The following is a 24,131-nucleotide window of genomic DNA, read 5'->3' as shown; positions in this document are numbered from 1 at the left end:
CGAAGATGTACCGCTCCGAAGTCATGCCTTCTGAATATCTGGTTGGATGAATAGCCAACGGTTGGTTACAGGGCTTTTTATTGATATTTGAATTTTGTACATTTGAAATATGGAATTCCTGGAAACCATCGTACAATATTACCGGTCCACCGGCCGTGCAGTGCCCGATGATCTTATAAAATCAGGCGGGAAATCGCAGCATATTAATGTGCTGAAACGGCAGAACAGCCTGCGGTCGCTGCCCTTTCACCGGCGGGATTATTACAAGATCTGCCTTTCTACCGGAGGGGCCGTATTCCGTACCTGTGAAGGAGAAGTAACCATCGACCAGCCGGTGATCTGTTTTACAGATCCGGATATTAAAATGGGCTTTGATACCTACCGGGAGGCACAGGGCGGATACCTGAGCGTTTTTAATGAATTGTATCTCACACCCGATCTGAAACGTGAATTTAAAAAAGTACAAACCGTGCTGGGCGACCGCCTGTTTCCGTTCCTGTTATTATCCGGTGATGAATACAATACGCTTTACAGTTATTTTCAGTTGATGGAAAAGGAATACTGTAGCACGTTACCGTACAAAAAGGAGCTGATGTTGAGTTTTTTGCGGCTGATCATGAACACTGCGATCCGCTATCGGAAAGCGCGCGACATGAGCGATGAAAAATCGGAACGCCCGGACCGGCTGGTCTCGGGTTTTCTTCAGTTACTGAATGGCCAGTTCCCTGTTGATGCGCCGGATACGGTGATCCGGCTGAGGAACCCGGGCGATTTTGCAGCCCTCCTGCATGTACATGTAAATCATCTCAATCATACGGTACGGAAACTGACCGGCAAATCTACCAGTCATATTATCCGGGAACGGATACTGGAGGAGGCGATGGACCTGCTGAAAAATTCAGACTGGAATATTTCTGAGATCGGCAACAGCCTGGGCTTTGAATATGTGCAGCATTTTTCGCAATTTTTTCGAAAACATAGGGGAGAAAGCCCGGGCCAGTACCGGAAACCCGCTGTAGCTCATGTTTGATTTTCGTATAAATTGCTTTGAATCGGGTACATAGAACGCCGGCAGATTTGGTAGTTTTACCGTTTCAATTAAGGATCGTTTATGCGGAAAATCAATAACGGGCAAACAGGCATGCCGACCATTCTGGCATTTTTGCTAATTCCCATATCAGGATTGGCCATGGATGTGTATATACCCTCTTTTCCAAAGATGGTAGAAGCGCTGCATACGACCCCGGCAGCTATCCGGTTAACAATGACGGTGTACCTCGTCAGCTATGGTGTTTCCCAGCTTTTTGTAGGCAGCCTGGTAGATAGTTTTGGAAGATACCGTATCGGGATGACGGCACTGGCGCTTTTTGTGCTGACCAATTTTGTGATCACGGCTTTAAACAGCATCGATTGGTTGCTGGTAATAAGAGCCATCCAGGGGGTTTTGATTGCACTTATTATGGTGGCCAAACGTTCATTTTTTATTGATGTGTATGAAGATGAAAAGCAAAAACATTATACCAGTATGCTTTCCATCGTATGGTCCGCAGCCCCTATATTGGCGCCTTTCCTGGGCGGTTACCTGGAGCACTTTTTGGGCTGGAAGTCCAATTTCTATTTCCTGGGTATTTATGCCCTGGTATTGCTGGTGCTGGAAGGCATTTTCAGCGGTGAAACCTTAAAAGAGCGACGGCCTTTCCGCTTGCCGCTGATCTTAAACACCTACCGGGAGTTGCTGACGGCGCGGGACTTTAGTTACGGCATTCTTATATTGGGGTTTAGTTATTCGATGGTGATTGTTTTTAACATGGCGGCGCCGTTCATTATAGAAAATGTCTTTCATTATACGGCTGTAGCAACCGGGTATAGCGCACTGGTATCGGGCCTTGCGCTGCTTGGCGGCGGATTGCTGGGCAAGTGGCTGATACGGAAACCCTTTTTCCGAAAATTACGCAACGGGCTGCTGGTACAGCTGGGAATAGCGATGGTGATGTACCTGGCTGCGCCATATTTCCATCATATTGTTTTTATGATGGTATTTGTAGCCTTATTGCATTTTCAGATGGGATATATTTATAACTCTTATTTTACCTACTGCCTGACGAGGTTCCCGCAAATGGCCGGTATATCCGGCGGCGTTACCAGCGGTGGGAGCTATATGGTTACGGCAACTGCCAGTTACGGCCTGGTAAGTGTACTGAATGTTTACGATGTGAGCGGTTTGTCGGCCAGCTATATTATCTTTTCGCTTTTAATAGGCATCATGCTCCTGTTGGTGTACCCGGTTATCGCAAACAGGAGTCCCCGTTCTTTAACGGTCTGAGGTGTAGCGGTCCGAAAGGTCCATCATCTCCTTCCAGGTATACCGGAAGACACCTTCACCACTGCTGCGGGCCGCTTCAATCATTGCTTTTGCCACATCCCCGGCATCGATGGCTTTGTATTTTGTCCAGGAACCGGATAGCAGCGCAGAGGCTGGTTTCATGATCCGCTGGCTGATGGCTTCCATGCGCCGCTTTTCGTTCCGGTGCCCCAGCAATAAGCTGGGTTGCAAAATATGTAATGCCGGTATGCCGGTAGCGATAAGATCTTCTTCTGTTTTTCCTTTCAGTTGCAGATAAAAGTTGCGGCTGCTGCTGTTGGCACCTATAGCAGATACCAGTACCATTTTCCTGCATCCCGTTTCCTTTGCCATCCGGCATACCCGCAGCGGAATATCATGATCAATTTGCCAGTAACGTTTCTTATCGCCTCCCATTTTTTTCAGTGTGGTGCCAATAGCGCAGAATACCACTTCCACATTCGTGAGCGCCAGCAACAGCGATTCCGCATCGCTGAAGTCAACCAGCTTTACCTCCTGTTTGGCGTGTACCGGTTCCGAGGGCCATCGCACCAGTGTTTTTACGGTGCCATATTCGGGGTCGTGGATGAGTTCCTCCAGTAAATGCGATCCGATAAGGCCCCCGGACCCGATGATTGCTGTGGTTTTTTTTCCCATAGAAAGAATACGTTACTTTGCAATAGTTTAAAGCTATGGAAATTTTAGATCATATTTCTTTAAAACCCTATAACAGTTTTGGCATAGAAGCCGAGGCCCGGCATTTTGTTCAAACAACTTCTGTTGCCGAACTGAAAGAAGCGTTGGAATGGGCCCAAAAGCAAACCCTGCCTACCCTGGTGATCGGGGGAGGCAGTAATATACTGTTAACCGAGAACTATAACGGGCTGGTTATAAAAAATGAGTTGCTGGGCTATGAAGTGTTAAGCCGGGATGACGATTTTATTTTTGTAAAAGTATGTGCGGGAGAAGTATGGCATCAGTTTGTGATGCATTGCCTGGAGCATCAGTATGCAGGAGTCGAAAACCTGGCATTGATCCCCGGTTGTGTAGGCGCCTCGCCGATGCAGAATATTGGTGCCTACGGAGTAGAGCTGCGGGATGTTTTTGAGGAGCTGACCGCCGTGCACCGGTATGAAGGATATACCCGCACATTTACCAATGCAGAATGCGCATTCGGATACCGCGAAAGCGTGTTTAAAAATGTATACAGGGATCAGTTTGTAATCACCGATGTAACCTATCGTCTTCGCACAAAACCCGTGTTTCACATTGAATACGGAGCCATACGGCAGGAGCTGGAGCGATTGCACGTTTCGGAACTTTCGATACAGTCCATCGCGCAGGCGGTTATAAATATCCGCTCTTCGAAACTGCCGGACCCGGCGGTGATCGGAAATGCCGGGAGTTTTTTTAAAAATCCCTCGGTCAGTCGGGAGCAATATGAGGCGCTGAAAGCGGTGTATCCGGAGATGGTTGCTTATGAAAACGAAGATGGAACAATGAAACTGGCGGCAGGCTGGCTGATTGAACAGGCCGGTTGGAAAGGGTACCGCAAGGGCGACGCAGGAGTGCACGAAAAGCAGGCCCTGGTATTGGTGAATTATGGAAAGGCTACGGGCCATGAAATCCTGGAAGTTTGCAACCAGGTGATCGATACCGTAATAAAGAAGTATGGGGTAGAGCTGCATCCGGAAGTGAATATTATCTGAAGTACCGGTTACCGGTAATTGGTATAGGGGAGTATTTTAAATTCAGATTCCGTGTTTGGAATTTAGTATTTAAAACTTAAGATTTAGTCCTTGCCGCCGCCTTCGCCTTCCATTCGCATCAAAATGCCTACTTTTGCGCAAATTTTGTAAAATGAAAAGATCGTTATTGCTAACAATGGCCTGTATGCTTACCGGAATAACCCTGTTTGCACAAAGGAGTTTTTATGGTCGCCCTATACGTTTGGGATTTAAGGTTGACCCTGTATTTGTAAATACCCTGCGCCCCCTGGAAAACGGACTGGAAAAAGATGGCTCCGGTTTTGGTGTCAACTACGGTTTAATGGCTGATATCCAGTTTTCGGATACACGCGGAGCCTTTGCTACCGGGTTGGAAGTAGCACATGCATCCTCCTCCATCCTCATTAAGGATGCTTCAAAAGGATTGTACTCCGGCAGCGATAATCAACAGTACAAGTTGAAATTGCAGTATCTGCAAATTCCCCTGAGTGTAAAACTGAAAACAAATGACATCAACGGACTCCGGTGGTGGGGACAATTTGGTACCTATATGGGCGCGCTGATCGGCTCCCGGCTTGATTATACATCGGGCGCTAAATCTGAAGACAATGTGAACGCCATGAAGAAAACCAATAAAGTAAATATGGGATTGTTGGTGGGTGCCGGCGGAGAATACCGGCTGGCTGAAAAAACAGACTTGTATTTTGGATTGGGTTTTGAGAACGGCTTTACAGATATCACCCGAAACAAGGACTGGAATGACGATAAGGTAGCACTGAACCGCTGGGCATTGCGCCTGGGTGTGTTTTTCTAGTGAAGATGAAAATAAAAGAAAAGGTCGTAACGCAGTTACGGCCTTTTTTATTGCGGATAAAATGATGCGGTGACAAAACGGGTCGCTGTTGGTTCCCGGCGTTCTTTTCAGCAAACACGGGGAGGGAACTGCGAATGATCGATATGTTGAATAGAAACTGAAACAATCCCGATTGATCGGGACAGCTGGACAAAAGCCGGAGCGGTGTATTCAATGAAGGATTAAAAAGGATCATTCCTGGGAGCGGCCGGTGTGTCCGGGCTATGTAATTTCGATTCATCGGATATTGCTGCCCTGCTGTCCCTGGTATTTTTTTGCACCGCAATGGCCGCAAAAATGCTAAGGGTAAAGGACATGGCATAGAACCCTTTTTCACTTTTTGCAAGTGTTGCATTCCACAGGCCAACCGCCAGCAGCACAATAGACAGGATCGTTGTAAACCAGGCGATGCCATAATAAAGATTGGTAACGGGGATGCCTTCCAGTTGATCCCTTACTGCTTTCTGCACGGATATGGCAGAAAAAAGGCCAAACATCAGCACGGTAAAATAGTAGCCTTTTTCATTTAGCTGCATGGCGGCATTCCATAAACCGATGAGATAAGCGGTTACTCCGATTAATAAGGAGAACCAGGAGGCTGCAATAAAAGCATTGGATGGTTGTTGCGTTTGTTTCATGATGCTTGTTTTATGAACACAAATCTATAAGGCAACACAGCCCCTTTTTTTGACAATTATCAAAAAGCTTTTCCTGAATTGTTAAAAGCGGCTCCGGATCCTGCTCAGCGTTTCGGCACTGATGCCCAGGTAAGAAGAAATCTGTCCCAGCGGAACCCGTTCCAGGATGTGCGGTGTTTCTTCAATCAGGTGTGCATAGCGTTCGGTCGCCGTCCGAAGTTGCGCATTCACATAGCGTTCTTCGAGCCGGATATAGTATCGTTCATAAATGATGCGTACAAGACGTTCTATTTCATGATGGGCGTCGAACAGGCGGGTGAGTTGCTCTTTCGATATACGCCATAAAATACAGCCTTCCAAAAGCTGGATATTTTCCACACTCGGTTGCTGGGTAATGAAGCTGTGAAAAGACGTGATAAAGTGTTCTTCAAACCCGAACCAGTTGGTGACCTCTTTCCCGTCTACGGTGATATAACCCCGTAGCGCGCCTTGCTGCAGAAAGTACAGCTGTTTGCAAACCCTGCCTTCAGTAATCAGGAATTTACCCTTTGCCAGCACCAGTTCCTCGAAATTTTCCGCAAGGGCTTCACGGGCAGCAGCGCTCAGCGGATAGTACTGTTCAATATGATCAAAAAGAAGTTTCATTTGGAGCTTATAAATATAGGAAAGAATCGGTAGTGGTTAATAGGCAATAGTTAATAGTTAATGGGCAATTGATTGCGAACATGAAAACCGGATCTGACCCGGGCCGTGGTGCCTTAAACCTGGAGCAGGCGTTCAGCATTCAGCTTTCGGCATTCAGCATTTAGCATTCAGCCAATACAATCAAATATCAAACGCAATCCGACCTGGAACGTTGAACGTTACCTGGAACAAAATGACAGAAGCTGCTGTACTGCTTGGTCAAAAGACCTACTGATCCGGCGTAACCCACATCTTCTTCCATTGTTCAAGCTCTTCCTTTGAGGCGGGTTCTATTTTCGCCACTTCTACCGGACTTTTGTTTTCCTTGAAAACCCAGGCGCGCACCGGTTTATTGGTTTTTACGGCTTGTTTAAGCAGCGTATAATACTGGTTGCTGCCCTTTAGCCTTAAGTCGAGGTAATACAGTGCCGCCGAAGGGTATAAGGCCATGGAAACGGAATCGTTTTTCAAATGCAGCGAACCGGGCATTAATAAACCCTGGTATTGGGTAGGCACGTTGTCTTTAATAACCGTTTCTTTTGTAGGATGGTGCTTTTTGTTACAGGCCTGGATACAAATAAAAGAGAGGCTGAGAGCCATGAAGGTGAATTGCAGTTTTTTCATGGTAAAAATGGAATCGGTATTCATTTAGGATGGTTTATATGATAACAGTACAAAACAATAAAGACTCTTACAGGAACCGGTGGTACGCAAAATATTGATGTGTGGATACCTCTGTAATACCGGCATCCGGAAACTGTTGTTGCAGTTCCGCGGTTAATGTTCTTCTCAGTTCAATAAGATAGATCGACTGCAGGGGTATAATTTGATATATTTCTTTTGAATCGGCATAAGTTAATGTAAGCCGGAGCTGATCATAGGTCCAGCTGCCCTCTTTGTCGACGCGGGGAGTTGTTGCGGCCGTAAAAAAGAACTGCCCCGTGGTAAAGGCATATCTGAATATTCCGTTGGCTCCCTTGTCGTCCAGCTTTCTCCATAAGGCCTGGTACAACGAATCGGTAAGTTTCTGGTTGTTTGTGATCACCGTAACATAGCTTTTCATGCCGTCTTTTGCCGCCGAAACCCAATTGCCCGGATTGTTACTGAGCATGTCAACCGGCTGCACCAGTACCTTAAACTGTTTTTGCTGATCGTTCGTTATTGTAATGGTGGCTTTCCCGGGTTTATAGGCGTGTACCTTCAGGTTTTTATGATCGGTGGTCACCTGTGCAATATCCGGATGATCATTGGAAATGGTAAAGGAATTTCCCGTCAGTTCCCATGTAGAGAGTGCAACGGTTGAATCGGCCCCGGCCCATAGCCTTAATGCGGGGGGGTCCGCCGGGCCGTTTTTTTTAATACTTCCTGCATTTTTCTGGCAGGCGATTAGCGTACAACAAAGGATGATTACAGCCGGATATTTCATTTTCATAATGTGTCAGTAAGCGCGTTCACCGGTATAACGTAAAACAAGGCACCGGTGCAACAGTACCTGAAATATATATGCCGCCTGGCGGGAGCTCCGGCGCGTCCTGATCGGGAGATACAAAGGGCTGACCATTAAAAGCACTGAGAGGAGACGGATAGGCGTTTGAAGGTGATGGCCGTAAATGGACGAGATTGGCTACATTTGATCCAAATTTGATCGATATTTATGCCCGATATCCGTTCAGTACAGGTAACCAGATACGTGACGCCGCTGCGGGAAGGCGGCTCACTGCCCGCTATTGCGGAAGCCGATGATGGCTTTTTATACGCGCTTAAATTCCGGGGCGCCGGACAAGGTGTAAAGGCGCTGGTAGCCGAATTTATCGGCGGCGAAGTAGCCCGGCTGCTGCAGCTGAAGGTTCCGGAGTTGGTATTCGCTTACCTGGATGAGTCGTTTGGACGTACCGAAGGCGATGAAGAGATCCAGGACCTGTTAAAGGCCAGCCACGGCTGGAACCTGGCCTTGCACTACCTCAGCGGATCGGTGACGTTTGATCCTGCCGTAACCGAGGTGGAACCCCTCTTGGCTTCAAAGATCGTATGGCTGGATGCATTTCTTACAAATATGGATCGTACGGTAAGAAATACCAATATGCTGTTGTGGCACCGCGAGCTTTGGCTCATCGACCATGGTGCCTGTCTTTATTTTCATCACAACTGGGAGCATTGGCCCACACAAATGAAGAGTGCCTTTCCTTTGATCAAAGATCATGTCCTGTTGAAAAGCGCTTCCGAACTGGAAGCCGCGGATGCATACTGTAAAGGGTTGCTTACGGAGCAGCGGTTGCATGAAATCGTAAACAGGATTCCGATGGAATGGCTGATGTACGAGGAAACACTCGGCGATCCGGAAGCGGCGCGTGAAGTGTATCTGAAATTCCTCACCTGGCGGTTAAACAATTCTTCTGTCTTTTTAAAAACGGCGCTGGATGCAAGAGTGGCTGGTATATGAGTATGCGGTGATCCGCGTAGTGCCGCGGGTAGAACGCGAGGAATTTGTGAATGTGGGCGTGATCGTTTTCTGTAAAAAAACGCGATTCCTGGAAACGCTGGTTGTCGTAAACCGTGAAAAGCTGCACTGCCTGAACCCGGAGATCGATATGGATAGTATTGAGGCCAACTTAAGAGCGTTCAGGGAAATTGCAGCGGGGGATAAAAGCTCGGGTTCCGGAATCGCACAGCTGGATGCGCCTTCCCGTTTTCGCTGGCTGACGGCTACCCGCAGCACCATGATCCAATGTTCAAAAGTGCATCCGGGAAGGGCGGCGGTTATGGATGGAGTGGCGGACCTGCTACTCAAAAGGTTTGTTTTATAAGAAGATACCCCCCGCAACTGGTAACTGCTTGTGAGCGCCGCCGGGGTGAACCGGTATCGCTGCGGCTTCTTTTTTTGGTTTTACCGTATACTTACCTATTTTAGCCCGCGGATGCAAAAAGAGAAGTTGCCATATCTGATCAAACGGATCTCGGGGGAAAGCGATGAGCCGGCATTCAATGAATTAATGCGCTATTACTATCCCGGGTTGTTATCGTTTGCCAACTCTATCCTCGCCGACCGGGCACTTGCCGAAGAAGTGATCCAGGACATTTTTGTACAGATCTGGGAAAATAAAAAAACACTTCCGGCCATCAATAATTTATCCAATTACCTGTACCGGGCGGTAAAGTATGCTTGTTTTGCCGAGTTAACGAAAAAGAAGCGGATCCATTATGGCGACCTGGGTGAATCGCTTGTAATGGCGTACACAAAATCCGATTCAAAGATCCTTAGCGAAGAAAGCTTAAAACACATTACAGCGGCTATCAACAAATTGCCGCCCCGCTGTCAACTGATCTTCCGGCTTATAAAAGATGAAGGTCTGAAATACAGCGAGGTAGCCAGTATCCTGGACATCTCCGTAAAAACCGTGGAAGCGCAGATGACGATTGCCCTGCGCGCACTTTCCGAAAGCCTTAAGGCCGTGTTCCCTGAGTACCGGGATAAATTTTTTTCAAAAAAATCCGGATCTTCTTAAAAAAAAAGTGCGGCCCGTTTAGGGGTTTCTCAAAAAAAAACACACTATATAAGATGAAGGCTTTATATGCGTAACGACCGGTTATTGGAACTATTGGGTAGAAGGAGCGCGGGTGAACTCACGTTGAAGGAGCAGATCGAACTGGGTCAGCTGCTGAAAGAACATCCGGGTGACCAGTCTTTTGCTGAGGTGCTGGAAGCGTTGATGACCGTGCCCACTTCTTATCCGGAGGCGGTTTCTGAGAAAGCAGTGGATGATTTTATCAGCCGGGTGCAGCAGAAAATCGAACGGAAAAGAAAAGGTGCCCGGAATTTCCGGATGAACCGTTGGGGATGGCGTGTGGCGGCTGCAGTGCTGATCCTGGTACTCGCCGGCATTGGTTATTACCGGAGCAGGGATGCCGGTAACACCGTGCCGAACCTGGTGGCTACAAAAAAAGGGAACAAAACCAATATTGTACTTCCAGATGGCACAAAGGTTTGGGTGAATGCAGATAGCCGGCTGGTTTATGCTCCGTCGTTTGGCCAGGATACAAGGGAAGTAGAACTGGTGGGGGAAGCTTATTTTGATGTGGTACACGACGCGAAGCGTCCGTTTATTGTGCACACCAGCAATATTGATGTACGGGTTTTGGGTACCGTGTTTAATGTAAGGAGTTATGCGGATGAGCCCAGCACCCAAACGACATTGATAAGAGGTTCGGTTCAGGTAAGCCTGAAGCATGCAAAGGATAAAAAGATCATGCTGGCGCCGGGGGAGAAGCTGGTGGTTCAGAACGCCTATCCGGAACAACCGTTACAGGAAGGCCGGGAACATCTTCCCCAGATTGAGTTGCTGGCCATAAAGACAAACCCGGTGGATTCTTTTTCGGCAGAAACGGAATGGGTCAACAATAAACTGGTATTTGACAAGGATCATCTGGAACAGATCATCCCGGTGCTGGAACGATGGTATAATATAAAAATAGTGTGCAGGAATAAGCCCGTTACTCAGACGTTTAGTGGCACATTTGAAAACGATAAGCTTGAAGACGTATTACAGTCATTGCAACTGTCTGCAGGCATCAGATATAAAATCGAAAAAGAAGTCGTAACCTTCTATTAGTATTTTGAAAACTGGTAGGTTTGGCGGAGTCCGGTCAGTGTAAGCCGGTCCGATATTGATTACATGAGCGTGTTCGTTTGCCTGAAATGCACGACAGCACGGGGTTTTAAGCAGCTCCGGGGCGCTGCTATGGCATGCAGAACGGGTTATAGGGGAAGCGCAGGAGAGTCCATATTAAATAATTTTTAAGCGCGCTTCCGGATGATGTGAATTCAGGTATTCCATATTACCTTCGCCCGCACACCTCCAATAAAGCCGTTTCGGATCCCTGAAACTTACCTCCGGATATCATTGTAAACTAAATCAAACGTTAATAAAAATGAATGCTATGATACATACAACATAATCCATAAAAAATGGGAAATGCTGGAACATTCCCCATCGAAAGACAGTACATAATTGCAGGATCTGCAATCATTTTTTCTATCTCATCCTTAAAACAAAAATATGAAAAAAAGTGATTGCCCTGGGAGCGCTATGCCAGGGCATTTGATTATCAAATATCTATTGTTGATGAAGCTCAGTTTTGTTGTGCTGCTTGCCACGTCCTTCCAGGCGTTTTCAATTAATGGCATATCCCAGAGCAGGATTACTATGGAAGTAAAAAATACTTCGATATCGGCGATCCTGAATAGGATACAATCCCGGTATGAATACCGGTTTTTTTATACGGATGAGCTGGGGCTTAATAATAAAAAGATTGATCTGCTGGCCAAAAATGCAACCATCGATTATGTGATGGAGCAGCTGCTGGGTTTAACCGGCTATTCATACAAAAAAATGAATAACGGTCTTGTGGTGATCATTGGCCAGCCTACAGGTATTGCGGCATTGCAGGTAAAGGGTAATGTGGCCGATGAAAATGGCAGCCCGCTGGCAGGGGTCAGCATTATTGAAAAAGGCACGGCCAATGGTACTTCAACAGCGGAGGATGGAAGTTTCTCCCTGAATGTAAAGGATGAAAATGCGGTACTGATCGCATCTACCATCGGGTATGTGGCCCAGGAAATTGCTGTAAAGGCGCAACGCGATTTTCGCATTGTACTGAAGAAGGAAGAAAATAAGCTGGACGAAGTGATCGTGGTGGGATATGGTACGCAAAAGAAAGTGAACCTTACCGGGGCTGTAAGCCAGGTAGGAGCCGAAGCCCTGGAGAACCGGCCGGTGGCCAATATTTCACAGGCGTTGCAAGGTGCCATCCCGAATGTGAATATCAATTTTAACACCGGGAGGCCGGGGGCAGAGGGGAGCATCAATATCCGGGGCAATACATCGATCAACGGCGGTGGTGCGCCGCTCATCCTGATCGACGGAGTACCCGGGAACCTCAATAATATTAACCCACGGGATGTAGAGAATATCAGCGTGCTGAAAGATGCTGCCTCGGCAGCTATTTACGGCGCCCGCGGATCGTTTGGGGTGATCCTGGTGACCACCAAAAAGGCGAAAAGGGGAAAGATGACGGTGAACTATTCCAACAACTTCGGCTGGGCCGGTTTAACCACCCGTACCGATTTTATTACTGATGGCTACACTTCGGCAAAGCTGAATGACGAGGCTTTTTTGCGGGCTACCGGCAATACCTATACCCGGTACACAGAGGAAGATTATGAGGAGTTAAAAAAACGACAGACCGATAAATCCTTACCCAGCGTGGTGATCACGAATCGCAGCGGAAAGGATCAGTATATGTATTACGGGAATACAGACTGGTGGCATACCATGTTCCGCGACTGGCAGCCGTCCAGGGAACATGCGTTAACGGTTACCGGTGGTTCGGAGAAAATCGACTTTCTTATTTCCGGGAGGGCATATGGCAAAGATGGCATGATGCAGATCAACCAGGATAATTATACTTCCTATAATTTCCGGGCAAAGATCACGGCCCGTTTATCCGACAAACTGGAGTTGTTTACCAATACCTATTTCAATACCAGCAAGTATACGTACCCGGGCTGGGGATGGAACAGCAATTTTGTGTCCATTACGGTACATGCCCTGCCTTCCTATGTTCCGTTGAACCCGGACGGTATGGCCACCTATAGCTCGGGGCTGAACAGCTATTCCATCGGCGATGGCATCTTTGCAGACCTGTTGCACGGGAAATCCAAGGGCGATGAAAAACGGATGGAGCTGATCAACCTGGTTGGCGCCACCTTTAAGCCCATTAAAGGAATGGAGATCACCGGGAATTATTCCTACACGTTTAACCCGTATTCTACCATGCAGCGCAGAACAAAGGCGCCCTGGTCCATCAACCCCGGGGTGATCAGCTTTGTGGGGAATGATTACCTGGCAGAATCCGTAAACCTGGTGCAATATCAGGCGGTAAACCTGTTTGGCAGTTATGGAAAAAAACTGGGAGATCATAACGTGAAGATCATGGCCGGCTATAACCAGGAGCTGCGTACGTTCAAAATGATCTCCGCAAGGAATACGGACCTGCTTTCCGAAGACCTGAATGATTTCAGGTTGGCTACCGGGCAGGCGACGCTTGACGGACAGGCGGAAGAGTGGGCCCTGCAGGGGTATTTTTCAAGACTGAACTATGATTTCAAGGGAAAATACCTGCTGGAATTTAATGGCCGCTATGACGGGTCTTCCCGCTTTCCCCAGGGCCAGCGCTTTGGCTTTTTCCCTTCTATATCCGGAGGATGGCGGGTGAGCCAGGAGCCTTTCTGGAATGCATTAAAAGGAGCGGTGAATGAATTTAAATTAAGGGCTTCGTACGGATCGCTCGGCAACCAGCAGGAGGCAGACCCTTACGGGTATATCCTTACCATGCGTCGCGAAACCCTGAACTATATCTTTAACGGGGCAAAGGCCCAATCACTTGCAGTGCCCAAACCGATTGTGCAAAACCTCACCTGGGAGCGTTCAAAGTCGATTGACTTTGGTGCCGACCTGGGCATATTAAATAACCGGCTTACGATCACCTACGACTGGTATGTACGGAATACATTGGATATGCTCATTCCCGGAAAGACCCTGGCGGCTGTTTATGGAGAAGCATCTCCCAAGACCAATGCCGGCGATATGCAAACAAGAGGATGGGAATTGCTGGTAGCCTGGAGTGATCATGCATCAGTAGCAGGCAAGCCGTTCAACTATAATGTAAGCGTGGGCGTTGGCGATTATAAGGCAAAAATTACGCGTTTCGATAATCCGCAAAACCTGTTAAGCAACTACTATGTAGGACAGGAGCTGGGCGAGATCTGGGGCTACAAAACCGGAGGCTTCTTTAAAACCGATGAGGAAGCTACTGCATACCAGAAAACCGTTAACCAGGATTTTGTAAACAAGCAGCGACTTGGGGCACCGGGTAACTGGTCAAAGCTGATGGCGGGTGATCTGAAATTCATTGATGTGAACGGTGACGGTATTGTAAACAATGGGAAGAATACCTTGGAAGATCACGGAGATCTTATAAAAATAGGAAATAAACAACCCCGGTATACTTTTGGTGTTAACCTGGGTGCCGACTGGAACGGCTTTGATGTGTCTGTATTCCTTCAGGGAATTGCCAAACAACACTGGTATCCCGGTGCGAACGCCGATAAATTCTGGGGCCCTTATTCCCGGCCGTATTATTCATTTTTGCCAATTGATTTCGAGGAAAAGATCTGGAGTGAAGACAATCCGGATGCTTATTTTCCAAAATTGCGTGGATATGAAGCATTGAATGCGGGCGGGTCGCTGAATGCACCTAACGATCGCTATCTGCAGGATCTGGCCTATATCCGGCTGAAGAACCTGAACATCGGGTACTCGCTGCCGGCGGGGTTGTTATCGAAAGCAAAGATCTCCAGGTGCCGGATCTACATAAGCGGCGACAATATTTTTACGGCTACCAAGCTTAAAACAAAATACATTGATCCGGAAATGGCGGCAGCAGAAGCGAACGGACGGATTTATCCGATCAGCAAAATCTATTCTTTTGGTCTGGATCTTTCTTTTTAAAAATTCAAATGATATGAAGCAATATAAGGTAATCGTTCTGTTCATTTTTTTATCGGGATTCCTGGTTCAATGTAAAAAGGGATTCCTGGACCGGACGCCCCAAAGTGAAATCATTCCCGGGATCTTTTTTAATACGGAAAAAGACCTGGAATTGTATACCAATTCCTTCTATGCCAATACTGCGGTGATACCTACCGCCGAAGGGGTTTATAATGAAGATGATGATAATGTGATAAAAAACAGCCTAAGTGATTTTTTAACCGGCAAACGGGTGGTTCCGGTTTCGGGGGGAAGCTGGAACTGGTATCATTTAAGAAATATCAACTATTTCCTCGCAAACTATAACAAGGTACAGCTGCCGGGAGCCAAACACTATGGCGGTGTAGCGCACCTGTTCCGGGCACTTTTTTATTTTGATAAGGTAGCAACGTTTGGAGATGTGCCCTGGTACAGCGCCGTGATCGATATCCAGGATTCTTCGCTGCTGAACCGCCCCAGGGATAAGCGTACCCTGGTGATGGACAGTGTACTGGCCGATCTTGATACGGCGATCAGCTGGATGAGCGAACCGAAAGGAATGCCGGATAAAGTGGAGAAAGTGCATAAGTGGACGGCGCTTGCCTTTAAGTCGAGGATCTGCCTTTTTGAAGGAACGTTCCGTAAGTATCATCCTGAGTTTAACCTGCCGGGTGCTGATAAATTCCTGCAGGAAGCGGCTAAGGCAGCAGAAACATTGATTAACTCCGGTGCTTACGGTTTAAACACCAGTACGCCCGATAAAGCCTACCAGGAGCTGTTTTCGTCGAAGGCCGCCATTGATAAGGAAGTGATCCTTACGCGCCGGTTCAGTAATGATTTGCAGATATGGCATAATGTGAATTACTATACAATAACGGCATCCTATGGCCGTCCGGGCCTTGAAAAAAAACTGGTGAACAGTTATCTGATGAAGGACGGCACGCGGTTTACAGACAAAGCAGATTATAGTACACAGCCGTTTTTTAACGAAGTGCAGAACCGTGATCCACGGCTGTCTCAAACGATCCGTACCCCCGGCTATACCCGCATCGGCAATACAAAAAAACTGCCTCCGGATTTTACCGGAACCGTTACCGGGTACCAGCTGATAAAATTCGTTACATCAGAGGCGGAAGATTTTTATAACCGGTCTACCAACGATATGCCTGTGGTACGCTATGCGGAAGTACTGTTGAATTTTGCAGAAGCGAAAGCTGAGTTGGGCACATTAACACAGGCGGATATTGACAAGTCCATAAAACTATTGCGCGACCGCGTAAGCATGCCGAATATGAACCTGGTAGCGGCCAACGCAACTCCCGATAGTTATTTGGCTGCGCAGTATACCCAGGTTTCAGGTGCCAACAAGGGCATTATCCTGGAGATCCGCCGTGAAAGAAGGATTGAACTGGTGATGGAAAGTTTCCGTCGCCGGGATCTGTTGAGATGGAAGGAAGGGCACTTGTTTGCAGAGCAGTTTAAGGGCATGTATTTCCCGGGCGTAGGACCTTATGACCTGGATGGTGATGGTAAAGTGGATGTGTATATTTATACCGGAACAAGACCTCCGGAAAGCGGCCCGCAATACCTCAAACTGGGCAGCGAGGTTATCCTGGAGAATAATGCCAACGGAGGATCCATCCTGGTAAATCCCCAGGTTGCGAAGGTGTTTAACGAAAGCCGGGACTACCTGGAGCCGATCCCGGTGCAGGAGATGCAGTTAAATCCCAACCTGGTACAAAACCCCAACTGGAAATAAACAGGGGTGGTACAGATTGCGCGCACAGAAGGATGGTGCATCTCGAAAAGCAAATAACAGATCGCCAAAAAGAGGCATTGACATTCCATTATGCGTTCGTCATGTTGTTCCTATTGATTGGTAACGGCATGACGAACGTATGATGGATCTCAGCAGGCAATATCACCGGTTATTGGCAGCCATATCCGACGGATCTGTTTCCGTTTTATTCGGCATCTTCGCTTTTTGAAGGAAACGGATGTTTACCGGGAGCGTCCCGTAAAGAGTGATTATAAAAAAACAAAATAATATAACGATGAAAAGAAATTATTTATTTGCCGTATTGCTTTTGTTGGGCTGTATAGGCAGTACTGCCGGCCATACACAAACCATAAAGGTGCTCACGTATAATATTTATCATGGGGAAGAACATTACGCCAACGGGAAAAGCAACCTGAAAAAAATTGCCGCGGTCATTAACCGGTACAAACCGGATTTTGTAGCCATGCAGGAGGTGGACAGTATGACCCAAAGAACCGCTTCTTTTAATGGCGGTGTAAAAAAAGACCTGGTAGCCGAACTGGCGAAGATGACCGGTATGTATGGCTACTTTGGAAAGGCAATGGATTACAGTGAAGGCGGATACGGAGAAGGATTGTTATCGCGCTACCCGGCCAAACCGGTAATACATCATTTACCTACCCCCGCCGGAGGCGAAGGAAGAGCCCTGATCACTATTGAGCACCGGTTTGCAAATGGTAAAAAAGTGATATTTGCGGGAACGCATCTTTGCCATGAGTTTGATGAAAACCGGCAGGCACAGGCGCAGGCCGTTACGGATATCCTGTTGGGGATGAACCTTCCGGTAGCGGTTGGCGGCGATTTTAATATCACGCCGGAATCCAAAGCATACGGCATCATTACCAAAACCATGGACGATGCTGCGGTACGGTTTGGAAATCCGCAACTCACGTTTCCTTATACCAAGCCAAAGATCCGGTTAGACTATATTTTTCTGAACCAGGGAAAAACCTGGAATGTGAAAAAGGTTGAGGTGATCGGTAACGAAGATGCTTCGGATCATAAACCGGTATTGGTTACATTGGAGCTGGTAAAATAATACGCTTGCGGGTTCCTTGCAGCGGATATTCCCGGTATTTTTGAACAAACAACAGATGTTTATGAAATTGACGCAATCCCGGGGATGGACCCTCCCGGTAAAAATGGGGTTTTGTTTACTTTTTCTTGCAGCCTCATTTTGCGGTAACGCACAGGAGAAAATAAAGATTACACATGGGCCTTACCTGCAGGCAATGACCGATTCCAGTGTATCCATTGTATGGACCACGAACAAACCTGCAACCGCTTGGGTAGAGCTGGCACCGGATGATGACAGTCATTTTTACCAGAAGGAGCGGCCTAAATATTTTAGTGCCGCCAACGGGTTGAAGAAAGAGGGCACCATACACCGGGTAACGCTGAACGGCTTAACCCCCGATACCCGTTACCGCTACCGGGTGTACAGCCAGGAAGTATTGAAACATGAATGGGTGAAAGTACAGTACGGCGAAGTAGTGGCTACGGCGGTATACCAGAAAAAGCCGCTTACCTTCCGCACCAACGGAAAGCCCGGCCCTTTTGAGTTTGCGGTGGTCAACGACATTCACGAGCGGAACCCGGTGCTGAAGCAGTTGCTGGGACAGGTCGATTTCTCAAACACGGCGTTTGTTGTATTTAACGGGGATATGGTAAACAGCTCTCTGAGTGAAGAACAGGTGTTCCGCGGTTTTATGGATACCGCCACATTATTATTTGCCAGTGAGATACCGATGTATTATGCGCGCGGGAATCATGAAACCAGGGGCCCGTTTGCCGCGCAGTTCCCCGAATACTTTCCGGGCAACACCGGAACGCTCTATTATATGTTTACCCGGGGAGATGCCTGTTTTATTGTATTGGACGGCGGCGAAGATAAACCGGATTCGGATATTGAATACAGCGGTATTACCGATATGGATGCCTACCGGACCGAGCAGGCAAAATGGTTGCGCACTATTGTACAAACGGATGTCTACCGGAAAGCCAGGTACAAAATTGCAATTTGTCATATTCCACCGGCAAGTGGCTGGCATGGCAACCAGGAGATTACTAAAAAGTGGCTGCCCATTCTTAACGAAGCCGGTATCCAGGTAATGCTGAGCGCGCACGAACATCGGCACCGCATTCAGCAGGTATCCGATGCTGTAGGGTTCCCCATTATCGTGAATTCGAATAACAACATCATCAAGGCAAACATTCATGATAAGGAAGCCCGTTTCCGCATTTTTGATCCGGCGGGCAAGCTGGTGGATGAGCTTTCTGTAAAACCTAAATAAAAGACCCGGCAGCCAGCCTTCCGGCGGGGTATAGCTGCAGATGCGCAGTTGTTTTGTTGGGCTCTTAAATAGAGAGATGAAATAGGGTATCAGGTGTACAAGCCCAGCGTCAGCGGCGTTGAAACCCGGGTATTGGTTTTCCCTTTATAATTATTTCATAGCTGCAGATGCTCCGATTTGTTTGGATCGTATGTGCATGCATACCGCAGGTGTCAGTGTGCTTAAAAAAGCAGAACGTCATTCGGTCCGGAGGAACAAATGACGTTCTGCAAAAATAGCATCTATTGCTTGCGGCCGCTGACCGCCTTTTTTCAGTTAAACCGGTTGCACCCGGAAGCCGGTTCAGATCATCTTCACGCTTCTTTCCACAAAAGAAGTAAGCTCTGCGCCTGTAAGCATACCCTGTGCCAGCAGCGCCAGGTCAAAGGCCTGTTGTGCCAGTGCCTGCCGGGCATCTGCATTGGTTTCCGCCAGGATCTTTGTTGCCAACGGGTGGTTGGCATTGATGGCCACTTTGTATTTGTCGGGAAGGCTTCCGTAAAAACTCATACCTCCGCCCATGGCCGCCATATCTTTCATACGGCGCATAAACTCATCCATGGTAACGGTTACCGGCATGGCTTCCGCAGAAAGGGTTTCCACGGTTATATCCATACCTGGTTTGGTAATGGCTTTTTCAAACACTTCTTTGATTTCCTGGGTCTGCTCTTCGGATAAATTGCTGGAGATCGTTTCTCCTTTGTCGATCAGTTTCTCCAGCACATCTGCATCCACCCGCTTGATCTGTGTTTTTTCCAGGTCGCGCTCCAGGTGACTGATAAAATGATTGTCGAGCGGACTGTCCATCAGCAATACATCATATCCTTTCCGGTTGGCAGCCTGTATATATCCATCCTGTTTCTCCGCATTGGGCGTATACAGGTATACGAGGTTGTCGTCCTTGTCTGTTTGGGCCGGAGCCACATAATCTTTATATTCATTCAGCGTGTAATGCGCTTTCTTGGTATTGACCAGCAGTACGAAGTCTTTTGCCCGTTCCCAGAACTTCGGCTCGCTGATGGCACCGTATTTTACAAACACACCGATATCGTTCCATTTTTCTTCGTAGCCCTTGCGGTCGTTCTTGAAGAGCTCCGCCAGTTTATCCGCTACTTTTTTGGTGATATAGGTGTTGATCTTTTTTACATTACCATCCGATTGCAGGAAAGAGCGGGATACGTTCAGCGGGATATCCGGTGAATCGATCACCCCGTGCAGCAGCATCAGGAATTCAGGCACGATATCTTTTACCTCGTCGGTAATAAATACCTGGCGGCTGTATAGCTTGATCTTGTTACGCTGCAGTTCGATATCGTTTTTGATCTTGGGGAAATACAATACCCCGGTCAGATGGAAGGGGTAATCCACGTTCAGGTGGATCCAGAACAGCGGGTCTTCACTCATCGGATACAGCTCCCGGTAAAAGTTCAGATAGTCTTCATCCTTCAGTTCGCTGGGTGCCTTTGTCCAGATAGGCACGCTTGTATTGATAATATTGGGAACCTCAACGCTTTTATATTTGGGTTTGCCTTCTTCATCTTCGCCATCGGGCTCACTTTCTGTTTTGGTACCAAACTGAACCGGTACGGGAAGGAATTTTGCATATTTGTTCAGGATGCTTTCAATACGGTGGCTTTCCAGGAAATCCTGGTTTTCATCATTTACATACAGGATCACATCGGTACCTCTGGTAGTGCGGCTGCCCTCACTGATCTCAAATTCCGTGCTGCCATCGCAGGACCATTTTGCCGGGGTTGCACCCGGCTGAAAACTCAGGGTCTGGATCTCTACGCGATCGGCCACCATAAATGCCGAATAGAAACCAAGCCCGAAGCGGCCGATGATTTCCGAAGCATCCTTTGCTTCTTTGAATTTTTCCATGAACTCCTCCGCGCCGGAGAAAGCGATCTGGTTAATATATTTTTTGATCTCTTCAGCCGTCATCCCAATCCCGTTATCGGAAATGGTGATGGTCTTTGCCGCTTTGTCTACTTTTACGTCTACCAGCGGCGCACCAATCTCACCGTTGAACTGGCCCAGGGACGCCAGGCGCTTTGCTTTTTGAATGGCATCTACCGCATTGGAAACCAATTCGCGAAGAAAGATCTCATGGTCTGAATAAAGGAATTTTTTAATAATAGGGAATATATTCTCCGTATGAATGGAAATGGAGCCTTTTTCTTGTATCATAGTTCGTAGAAATTTTTTCTTTGTACATCAAATGCAATACCATCGCGGGCGGTAAGGTCATTTTGTCAGTTGGGCAGGGCAGGTTCCAGGTTTAAAGTTCCAGGTGAGGTCTGTTTGATGCTAGTCTGGTCTGAAAGCTAAATGCTGAAGGCCTGTTTCCGGTTGGGCTTTTTGGGGGCCAGGAGGACTGGGGATTTTTGCCGAAGAAAAGATCATCAAACACACTGGTCTTCATTTCCGCATTTCCACATCTTCAAATTCCATATTAACTTTACCTTATTTATCGCCATTACCTGCAGCCGTTAAAGCCAAAAACGATTAATTTGTAATATGAACCTGTTATCCCGCTTTATTGCTGTAATAGCACTTGCCATAATGATTGTTCCCGCTTTTGCCCAGCCCCGGGTTGAACGTGATAAAATACTGCTCCCAAATGGCTGGTCGCTGACTCCTGCCGGTGCACAGGTATCCCTGGGCGATTTGCCGCTGAACCTGGTAATAGGCCATAACCGGCGTTTGGCAGCCGTAACCAATAATGGGCAGAGCACGCAGACAATCGATCTGGTTGACGTGGCGGCAAAAAAAAGGATCGATAGTGTCGTAATCTCCAAATCCTGGTACGGACTCGCCTTCAGCAGCAATGACCGCTACCTGTATGCATCAGGCGGGCATGATAATGTTGTAAAACGGTATGACGTACAAAATAACCGCCTGGCTTTAAAAGACTCCTTTGTGTTGGGTGAAAAATGGCCGAACCGTATCGGCACGGCAGGTTTGGATGTGGATGATAAAATCAGCAACCAGCTTTTTGTGGTTACCCGGGAAGACAGCAGCCTGTATATATTTGACCTGGCTACCCGAAAAATAAAAAGTAAAACGGGCCTGGGATCAGAGGCGTACACCTGCAAACTGTCGCCCGACCGGAAAAAATTATATATCAGCATCTGGGGCGATCGTAAACTACTGGTATGGGATGTTGCCGGCCAAAAGATCACGGCCACTATTGCCACGGGCAACCACCCGAACGAGATCTGTATCAGCAAAAGCGGCAAACTGCTGTATGTAGCCAATGCCAATGATAATTCCGTGTCGGTGATCAATACGGCTACAAACAAGGTTATCGAAACATTAAACGCTGCCCTTTATCCCAACGCACCCAGCGGTTCTACCAGTAACGGGGTAGCGCTTTCAGCAGATGAGAAGGTCTTGTACGTGGCGAACGCAGATAATAATTGCCTGGCGGTATTTGATGTATCCGTGCCTTCAAAATCGGTTTCCAGGGGATTTATCCCCGTAGGCTGGTATCCTACCAATGTAAAGGTTGTAGGAAAACAGATCCTGGTTACCAACGGCAAGGGTATGTCATCAATGGCCAATCCCTATGGCCCTAACCCGGTGAATAAAAAAGAAGTGGTATTGCGGCACGCCGGCGACAGCAGCCGTCCGGCGCAGGTACAGTACATTGCGGGATTGTTTCGAGGTACCTTAAGTTTTATCAATACTCCCACACCGGCGCAACTGGCCGTTTATTCGCATGCGGTCTATCAGAATACACCTTATTCAAAAGATAAAGAGCTAACGGCCCAGGGAGAACCGGGGAACCCGGTACCCATGAAGGTTGGCGCAGTTTCTCCCATCAAACATGTATTTTATGTGATTAAGGAAAACCGCACTTATGACCAGGTGCTGGGAGATGTGACGCAGGGAAATGGCGACAGCAGTCTTTGTCTTTTTGGTGAAAAGATCACACCTAACCAGCATAAGATCGTAAACAATTTTGTATTGCTGGATAACTTTTATGTAGATGCGGAAGTAAGTGCAGACGGACATAACTGGAGTATGGGCGCTTATGCCACTGACTACCTGGAAAAAACATGGCCCTCGAGCTATGGCGGCAGGGGGGGCACTTATGGCGGGGAAGGAGAGCGCAAGATTGCCAACAACCGCGACGGCTTTATATGGGATCATGCTGCGCGGAACAACGTGTCTTTCCGTACCTACGGGGAGTTTGTAGATAATGGGAAGGCAAAACTGGATGTGCTTAAAGGTAATTTTGCCATGGGCTATTCCGGTTATGACCTGGGGGTGGCCGATACCACCCGTTTCCGGCAATGGAAGCAGGATTTTGACTCATTAGTAGCCGCCAATGCGCTTCCGCAGCTAACAACATTGCGTTTTGGTAACGATCATACCGAAGGCATGCGTGCCGGCCGGAAAACTCCCTTTGCCCATGTGGCCGACAATGACCTGGCAGTGGGCATGTTTGTAGATTATATCAGCAAGAGCCCTGTCTGGAAGGAGTGTGCCATCTTTATCCTTGAGGATGATGCCCAAAACGGACCGGATCATGTGGATGCCCACCGGAGCACCGCTTATGTGATCAGCCCGTACGTAAAACGGCGTTCGGTAGACCATACGATGTATTCCACTTCCGGCATGCTGCGTACGATAGAGCTGATCCTGGGTATGCCGCCGATGACGCAATATGATGCTGCTGCAACGCCTATGTGGCGCTGTTTTGCCGCCACTCCGGATCTTACACCTTTTGACCACCTTTCCGCAAACGTGAATTTATCCGAACGCAATCCCTCAAAAGGAACACTGGCCGCTTGGAGCGAACAGTTCGACTGGTCGAAGGAAGATGCTGTTCCGGACCTGGTGTTCAATGATATCCTTTGGATGGGCATCAAAGGCACACCGGCACCTTCTCCGGTGCGGGCTGCGTTTTTAAAATTCCCGGAGAAGAAGAAAGGGGATGACGACGATGATGATTGATGAGCTGCGGATAATTAGTCAGCCACAAAGGCATGAAGACATAAAGCAGCATCAGAGAGCAGTAGTACGGTTCTTATTGCGCGCAACGACGCAGTGCCGGTTCTAATATTTCGGTTCCGAAAGCTTCATGCATATAAAGCGTTTGCTTCTCATAATGATTATTACCCTTTGTGTTCCTTAGTGCCT

At 47.7% G+C, this 24,131-nt stretch carries 19 protein-coding genes; 13 read left to right on the top strand and 6 right to left on the bottom strand.

Features of this window, described 5'->3' with window-relative positions:
* Positions 1-109: 109 nt before the first annotated feature.
* Positions 110-1,030, top strand: coding sequence for a helix-turn-helix domain-containing protein (locus tag LQ567_RS09550; protein WP_231004277.1), 921 nt, complete (start codon positions 110-112; stop codon positions 1,028-1,030).
* Positions 1,031-1,111: 81 nt separating this feature from the next.
* Positions 1,112-2,323: an MFS transporter gene (locus LQ567_RS09545; protein WP_231004276.1), complete on the top strand. Its 1,212-nt coding sequence runs from the start codon at positions 1,112-1,114 to the stop codon at positions 2,321-2,323.
* On the opposite strand, the gene LQ567_RS09540 is transcribed toward LQ567_RS09545, so the two are convergent.
* Positions 2,312-2,998: an NAD(P)H-binding protein gene (locus LQ567_RS09540; protein ID WP_231004275.1), complete on the bottom strand. Its 687-nt coding sequence runs from the start codon at positions 2,996-2,998 to the stop codon at positions 2,312-2,314. The two genes, LQ567_RS09545 and LQ567_RS09540, sit on opposite strands and share 12 nt — an antisense overlap.
* A 35-nt stretch (positions 2,999-3,033) precedes the next feature.
* Between LQ567_RS09540 and murB the strand changes: the two genes are divergently transcribed.
* Both murB and LQ567_RS09530 read left to right on the top strand, forming a co-directional pair.
* Positions 3,034-4,050 (top strand): UDP-N-acetylmuramate dehydrogenase, encoded by a 1,017-nt coding sequence (murB, locus tag LQ567_RS09535; protein WP_231004274.1) that lies wholly within the window; start codon positions 3,034-3,036, stop codon positions 4,048-4,050.
* A 151-nt stretch (positions 4,051-4,201) separates the two neighbouring features.
* Entirely contained in the window at positions 4,202-4,882 is a 681-nt protein-coding gene (locus LQ567_RS09530) for a porin family protein (protein ID WP_231004273.1), read from the top strand.
* A gap of 221 nt (positions 4,883-5,103) precedes the next feature.
* On the opposite strand, the gene yiaA is transcribed toward LQ567_RS09530, so the two are convergent.
* The 4 genes from yiaA to LQ567_RS09510 form a co-directional block, all read right to left on the bottom strand.
* Positions 5,104-5,559 (bottom strand): inner membrane protein YiaA, encoded by a 456-nt coding sequence (yiaA, locus tag LQ567_RS09525; RefSeq protein WP_231004272.1) that lies wholly within the window; start codon positions 5,557-5,559, stop codon positions 5,104-5,106.
* A gap of 81 nt (positions 5,560-5,640) precedes the next feature.
* The gene (locus tag LQ567_RS09520; RefSeq protein WP_231004271.1) at positions 5,641-6,204 is read right to left on the bottom strand and encodes a Crp/Fnr family transcriptional regulator; all 564 of its coding nucleotides are present in this window, start codon (positions 6,202-6,204) and stop codon (positions 5,641-5,643) included.
* Between the two features lie 267 nt (positions 6,205-6,471).
* Positions 6,472-6,891 (bottom strand): hypothetical protein, encoded by a 420-nt coding sequence (locus LQ567_RS09515; protein ID WP_231004270.1) that lies wholly within the window; start codon positions 6,889-6,891, stop codon positions 6,472-6,474.
* Between the two features lie 43 nt (positions 6,892-6,934).
* Positions 6,935-7,675, bottom strand: a complete 741-nt coding sequence (locus tag LQ567_RS09510; protein ID WP_231004269.1) for a hypothetical protein — start codon at positions 7,673-7,675, stop codon at positions 6,935-6,937.
* Positions 7,676-7,897: 222 nt separating this feature from the next.
* On the opposite strand from LQ567_RS09510, the gene LQ567_RS09505 reads away from it, so the two are divergent.
* From LQ567_RS09505 to LQ567_RS09470, 8 genes are all read left to right on the top strand, one after another.
* The gene (locus LQ567_RS09505; protein WP_231004268.1) at positions 7,898-8,683 is read left to right on the top strand and encodes a HipA family kinase; all 786 of its coding nucleotides are present in this window, start codon (positions 7,898-7,900) and stop codon (positions 8,681-8,683) included.
* The gene (locus tag LQ567_RS09500; RefSeq protein WP_231004267.1) at positions 8,661-9,047 is read left to right on the top strand and encodes a DUF3037 domain-containing protein; all 387 of its coding nucleotides are present in this window, start codon (positions 8,661-8,663) and stop codon (positions 9,045-9,047) included. Before LQ567_RS09505 ends, LQ567_RS09500 begins: the two co-directional genes overlap by 23 nt.
* A 111-nt stretch (positions 9,048-9,158) precedes the next feature.
* Positions 9,159-9,746: an RNA polymerase sigma-70 factor gene (locus tag LQ567_RS09495; RefSeq protein ID WP_231004266.1), complete on the top strand. Its 588-nt coding sequence runs from the start codon at positions 9,159-9,161 to the stop codon at positions 9,744-9,746.
* 66 nt (positions 9,747-9,812) lie between these two features.
* Positions 9,813-10,850, top strand: a complete 1,038-nt coding sequence (locus LQ567_RS09490) for a FecR family protein (protein ID WP_231004265.1) — start codon at positions 9,813-9,815, stop codon at positions 10,848-10,850.
* Between the two features lie 513 nt (positions 10,851-11,363).
* On the top strand, positions 11,364-14,810 hold the full coding sequence (locus LQ567_RS09485; protein ID WP_231004264.1) for a SusC/RagA family TonB-linked outer membrane protein: 3,447 nt from the start codon (positions 11,364-11,366) through the stop codon (positions 14,808-14,810).
* 13 nt (positions 14,811-14,823) lie between these two features.
* Entirely contained in the window at positions 14,824-16,587 is a 1,764-nt protein-coding gene (locus LQ567_RS09480) for a RagB/SusD family nutrient uptake outer membrane protein (protein WP_231004263.1), read from the top strand.
* A gap of 295 nt (positions 16,588-16,882) precedes the next feature.
* On the top strand, positions 16,883-17,686 hold the full coding sequence (locus LQ567_RS09475; protein ID WP_231004262.1) for an endonuclease/exonuclease/phosphatase family protein: 804 nt from the start codon (positions 16,883-16,885) through the stop codon (positions 17,684-17,686).
* A gap of 61 nt (positions 17,687-17,747) precedes the next feature.
* A complete protein-coding gene (locus tag LQ567_RS09470; protein WP_231004261.1) occupies positions 17,748-18,941 on the top strand; it encodes an FN3 domain-containing metallophosphoesterase family protein in 1,194 nt (397 codons plus the stop codon).
* Positions 18,942-19,283: 342 nt separating this feature from the next.
* On the opposite strand, the gene htpG is transcribed toward LQ567_RS09470, so the two are convergent.
* The gene (gene htpG, locus LQ567_RS09465) at positions 19,284-21,170 is read right to left on the bottom strand and encodes a molecular chaperone HtpG (protein WP_231004260.1); all 1,887 of its coding nucleotides are present in this window, start codon (positions 21,168-21,170) and stop codon (positions 19,284-19,286) included.
* 330 nt (positions 21,171-21,500) lie between these two features.
* On the opposite strand from htpG, the gene LQ567_RS09460 reads away from it, so the two are divergent.
* Positions 21,501-23,945, top strand: a complete 2,445-nt coding sequence (locus tag LQ567_RS09460; RefSeq protein ID WP_231004259.1) for a bifunctional YncE family protein/alkaline phosphatase family protein — start codon at positions 21,501-21,503, stop codon at positions 23,943-23,945.
* Positions 23,946-24,131 lie beyond the last annotated feature (186 nt).

The sequence above is a fragment of the Niabella pedocola genome (assembly GCF_021044425.1).
GTDB lineage: Bacteria > Bacteroidota > Bacteroidia > Chitinophagales > Chitinophagaceae > Niabella > Niabella pedocola.
Note: the sequence above shows the minus strand (reverse complement) of the source record. Positions and strands in the feature narration are given on the sequence as shown.

What these genes read in the sequence shown, in the direction of transcription:
- LQ567_RS09550 (WP_231004277.1), top strand. Translation starts at nt 110, where the DNA reads ATGGAATTCCTGGAAACCATCGTACAATATTACCGGTCCACCGGCCGT.
- LQ567_RS09545 (WP_231004276.1), top strand. Translation starts at nt 1,112, where the DNA reads ATGCGGAAAATCAATAACGGGCAAACAGGCATGCCGACCATTCTGGCA.
- LQ567_RS09540 (WP_231004275.1), bottom strand. Translation starts at nt 2,998, where the DNA reads ATGGGAAAAAAAACCACAGCAATCATCGGGTCCGGGGGCCTTATCGGA.
- murB (WP_231004274.1), top strand. Translation starts at nt 3,034, where the DNA reads ATGGAAATTTTAGATCATATTTCTTTAAAACCCTATAACAGTTTTGGC.
- LQ567_RS09530 (WP_231004273.1), top strand. Translation starts at nt 4,202, where the DNA reads ATGAAAAGATCGTTATTGCTAACAATGGCCTGTATGCTTACCGGAATA.
- yiaA (WP_231004272.1), bottom strand. Translation starts at nt 5,559, where the DNA reads ATGAAACAAACGCAACAACCATCCAATGCTTTTATTGCAGCCTCCTGG.
- LQ567_RS09520 (WP_231004271.1), bottom strand. Translation starts at nt 6,204, where the DNA reads ATGAAACTTCTTTTTGATCATATTGAACAGTACTATCCGCTGAGCGCT.
- LQ567_RS09515 (WP_231004270.1), bottom strand. Translation starts at nt 6,891, where the DNA reads ATGAATACCGATTCCATTTTTACCATGAAAAAACTGCAATTCACCTTC.
- LQ567_RS09510 (WP_231004269.1), bottom strand. Translation starts at nt 7,675, where the DNA reads ATGAAAATGAAATATCCGGCTGTAATCATCCTTTGTTGTACGCTAATC.
- LQ567_RS09505 (WP_231004268.1), top strand. Translation starts at nt 7,898, where the DNA reads ATGCCCGATATCCGTTCAGTACAGGTAACCAGATACGTGACGCCGCTG.
- LQ567_RS09500 (WP_231004267.1), top strand. Translation starts at nt 8,661, where the DNA reads ATGCAAGAGTGGCTGGTATATGAGTATGCGGTGATCCGCGTAGTGCCG.
- LQ567_RS09495 (WP_231004266.1), top strand. Translation starts at nt 9,159, where the DNA reads ATGCAAAAAGAGAAGTTGCCATATCTGATCAAACGGATCTCGGGGGAA.
- LQ567_RS09490 (WP_231004265.1), top strand. Translation starts at nt 9,813, where the DNA reads ATGCGTAACGACCGGTTATTGGAACTATTGGGTAGAAGGAGCGCGGGT.
- LQ567_RS09485 (WP_231004264.1), top strand. Translation starts at nt 11,364, where the DNA reads ATGAAGCTCAGTTTTGTTGTGCTGCTTGCCACGTCCTTCCAGGCGTTT.
- LQ567_RS09480 (WP_231004263.1), top strand. Translation starts at nt 14,824, where the DNA reads ATGAAGCAATATAAGGTAATCGTTCTGTTCATTTTTTTATCGGGATTC.
- LQ567_RS09475 (WP_231004262.1), top strand. Translation starts at nt 16,883, where the DNA reads ATGAAAAGAAATTATTTATTTGCCGTATTGCTTTTGTTGGGCTGTATA.
- LQ567_RS09470 (WP_231004261.1), top strand. Translation starts at nt 17,748, where the DNA reads ATGAAATTGACGCAATCCCGGGGATGGACCCTCCCGGTAAAAATGGGG.
- htpG (WP_231004260.1), bottom strand. Translation starts at nt 21,170, where the DNA reads ATGATACAAGAAAAAGGCTCCATTTCCATTCATACGGAGAATATATTC.
- LQ567_RS09460 (WP_231004259.1), top strand. Translation starts at nt 21,501, where the DNA reads ATGAACCTGTTATCCCGCTTTATTGCTGTAATAGCACTTGCCATAATG.